2 protein-coding genes and 1 pseudogene are annotated in these 3,293 nt (G+C 63.5%); 1 reads left to right on the plus strand and 2 read right to left on the minus strand.

Going from position 1 to position 3,293, the window contains the following annotated elements; translation table 11 throughout:
- Both F8N49_RS26665 and F8N49_RS26670 read right to left on the minus strand, forming a co-directional pair.
- A pseudogene (locus tag F8N49_RS26665) lies at nucleotides 1-204 on the minus strand (MotA/TolQ/ExbB proton channel family protein); the annotation flags it as partial.
- Nucleotides 205-305: 101 nt separating this feature from the next.
- Nucleotides 306-2,540 (minus strand): DNA internalization-related competence protein ComEC/Rec2, encoded by a 2,235-nt coding sequence (locus F8N49_RS26670; RefSeq protein WP_151553231.1) that lies wholly within the window; start codon nucleotides 2,538-2,540, stop codon nucleotides 306-308.
- Between the two features lie 136 nt (nucleotides 2,541-2,676).
- Here F8N49_RS26670 and F8N49_RS26675 point away from each other — a divergent pair, with 136 nt between their 5' ends.
- On the plus strand, nucleotides 2,677-3,195 hold the full coding sequence (locus tag F8N49_RS26675) for a DUF2062 domain-containing protein (protein WP_016770668.1): 519 nt from the start codon (nucleotides 2,677-2,679) through the stop codon (nucleotides 3,193-3,195).
- The last annotated feature ends 98 nt before the right edge of the window (nucleotides 3,196-3,293 follow it).

Below are 3,293 nucleotides of genomic sequence, written 5' to 3' on the forward strand. Positions count from 1 at the left end.
CGAATTGGCGCGCAATTCCTTGAGTTTTTCCTTGTTGAGCTGCTTGTCCTTGATCCAGACCCAGACCTGACCCAGCAGATGCTCGGGGGTGACGCGACTGGCGCGCAGTGTCCACAGGCGCTCGGCGACGATCGCCATGGCCGCGATGGAACTCAGAATGATCGGCAACATCATCCAGCCGCCGGATTTGACCAATTCCCACACAGTGACAGTCCCCTCGAAAAAGTGCGCCACTTTACCATACCGATCCGCGATTAAGACCCGCCGCCCCGACGACCGTGAGGTGGCACCCATGCTGGCACCGATCAACGGCCAGCCACCGGTGGATCGCGCCAGAAACGCCGCTGTTGACGCATCGTCCAGGGCGGCTTGAAGCTGCCCAGTTGCAGATGAATGGCACCGTGCTCGGCGCTGTCGTAGATGCGCAGGCCTTGCTTGCGGTAGCGCGCCAGCACGGTCGGATGCGGATGACCGAAGGAGTTGCCGTGGCCGCGGGAGATCAGCACCGCTTCGGGCTGCAAGGTTTTGAGCAGGGCCATCGACGATGAACTGCGACTGCCGTGATGTGGCGATTGCAGCCACTGCGTCGGCACGGCCAGTGGGCTGTCGAGCAGAACGCGCTCGGCGCGAATGTCGATATCGCCGGTGAGCAACAGGCGTTCGCCGTTGGCCTCGATCTGCAAGACACAGGAGCGCTGGTTGCTGTCATCGGCCGCCGACCATTGCCAGAGCTGGAACTGCACGCCGTCCCACTGCCATTGTTCGCCACTTGCGCAGGCTTCGGCGTTCAGCTCCGGCGGCAGGTTTGGCACATCGCCGCTGACCACGCGGTGCACCTTCAATCCCTGCATTACCGCCCGAGCGCCGCCAGCGTGATCGGCGTCGGCATGGCTGAGCAGCATCAGGTCGAGCGCTTGCACGTTGAGTTTATGTAACGCTGGCAGCACCACCCGCTCGCCGAGATCGAACTCGCCGAAACGCGGGCCGGCGTCATAGAGAAGCGCGTGATGGCGGGTGCGGATGAGGATGGCCAGACCTTGGCCGACGTCGAGTTGCCAGACATCGGCCCGCCCTTCTTCTATTCGCTCTTGAGGCGGCAATGCCAGGAGCAACAGCAGCGGCCAGCCCAATGGACGCATTGGCACGCCTCGGGGCAACAGCAATAAAATCGCGCCAAGGCTGCCCAGGACCAAAGCCCAAAATGGAATGGCGGCAGGTATCCACGCCGGCCATTGCCCGGCAATCAGCGCCAGCCCGATAAACAGCCAGTCGATCAAACCACCGGCCAGCCACAACAGTCCCTCGCCAACATAAGGCACGGGCAGCAATAGCGTGCCGAGCAATGCCGGCGGCAACACCACGAGGCTGACCCAAGGAACGGCCAGCAGATTGGCTACAGGCCCGCTGACGCTGATCGGCAAGCTCAGCGCCAGCAACACCGGACACAAGCCGATTGCGATCAGCCACTGCGCGCGGGTCCAGGTCTGCCACCAGCGCCAGGCCCCCAGCCGCCCGCCGAAAGTGAAGATCAACACTGCCACCGCCGCGAAGGACAGCCAGAAGCCGGGACGCAAACTGGCCAGTGGATCAAACAGCAGCACGCCATTGAACGCCAGCAATAACGGCCACCACGCACCGAGATGGCGAAAACGCAGGCGCCACAGCAGCACCAGCGCCACCATCACGCAGGCGCGCTGCACTGGCACATCGAAACCGGCGAGCAGGCCGTAACCCAGCGCCGCCGTGAAGGCCAGGCCGCACGCCCACGGCAGCCATGGCCAGCGCACCGGCCAGATTCCGAAACGCGCCAGCCCGGCGACCAGCAGATACATCACTGCGGCGAGCAAGCCGATGTGCTGGCCGGAGATCACCAGCAAATGCACGGTGCCGGTGTCTTGCAGCACCTGCCAATCCTCGCGACTGAGGCCTGAACCGTCACCAAGCACCAGCGCCGCCAGCGCGCCCTCTCGTCCTTGTGCATCCACCGCGAGCAGGCGTTGGCGAACGCCGTCGCGCCATGCATGCCGGGCCTCAGCCAGGCGCTGGCCATCCTTGATCGTGCCGGTCGCCCCGATCCGTTGCGCCAGCAGCCAGGCCTCGTAATCGAAGGCGTCCGGGTTGAGCAGGCCACCCGGGCGCTTCAACTTCACCGCCAGTCGCCAGCGTTCGCCGCTGTTGACCGGCGGCCCGGCGTACCAGGCCAGGCGCAGCAGCGATGGCAATTTTTCGTGGCGCGAACGCGCATCAGCCAGCTCGAAACGCACCACGCCATCGCTGTGTTGCGGCAAACCGACCACGCGCCCTTCGAGCCAACGGGTTTCGCCGTCGAGGCTCGGTGGCAAGCGGTCATTTAGCGCCCACTGCGCGCCAACGCAGGCCCAGGTAAAGCCAAACAGCAAAAACGCCAATGGAAAGCTGCGAAACGGCAGCAACATCAGCGCCACCATTGGCAGCACCAGCAACCAACCGACCGGCGGCAAGGCCGGCAATAAAACCGGGGCCAGCAGACCGACTGCCAGCGCCATCATCCCTTTGCGCATATGCCCGTCCTTGAGAGTCCCCCCACTAGGCATAGCCGGTCTGCGGCACCACCGTCGTCAACAATTGTCACAAAGTCTGAATGGGCGGTTCGTAGAATCCAGACATACTTGCCGCCTTAACCGACCGAGAAGCCCTATGCCCCGGCGCTTATTCAAACGTTACATGCCCGACCCGACGAGCATCAGGGAACACAAATCCTTACGCTTTCTCGGCACGTTGCTGCATGACCCTAACCTCTGGCATCTCAACCGCCACTCGGTCGCCCGGGCGATGGCGGTCGGCCTGTTTGCGGCGTTCCTGCCGATCCCGGCACAGATGCTGGTGGCGGCGGCATTGGCGGTGATGGTGCGCGGCAATATGCCAATCGCGGTGAGCCTGGTCTGGCTGACCAATCCGATCACCATGCCGGCGGTGTTTTTCTGCACCTACCAGGCCGGGGCGTTCCTGATGGATGTGCCGGCGCGGCATCTGCCGGACGAGTTGACGTGGGAATGGATCAGCGGTGAGCTGTCGACATTGTGGCAGCCGTTTTTATTGGGCTCGGTGGTTGTCGGCCTGGTGCTGGGCGTCCTCGCCTACTTTCTGGTGATGCTGTACTGGCGCTGGTGGGTGGCGCGGCAATGGCGGCGGCGCAAGAAAAGTCGGCAGAAATGAATGCAAAACGGCCTCCGCGATGGGAGGCCATTTTTTGTTGTGTCCGGGCTGACCCCTTCGCGAGCAGGCTCGCTCCCACAGAGAACATCATTCCAATG

The sequence above is a fragment of the Pseudomonas sp. GXM4 genome (genome assembly GCF_008923895.1).
GTDB classification, from domain to species: domain Bacteria; phylum Pseudomonadota; class Gammaproteobacteria; order Pseudomonadales; family Pseudomonadaceae; genus Aquipseudomonas; species Aquipseudomonas atacamensis.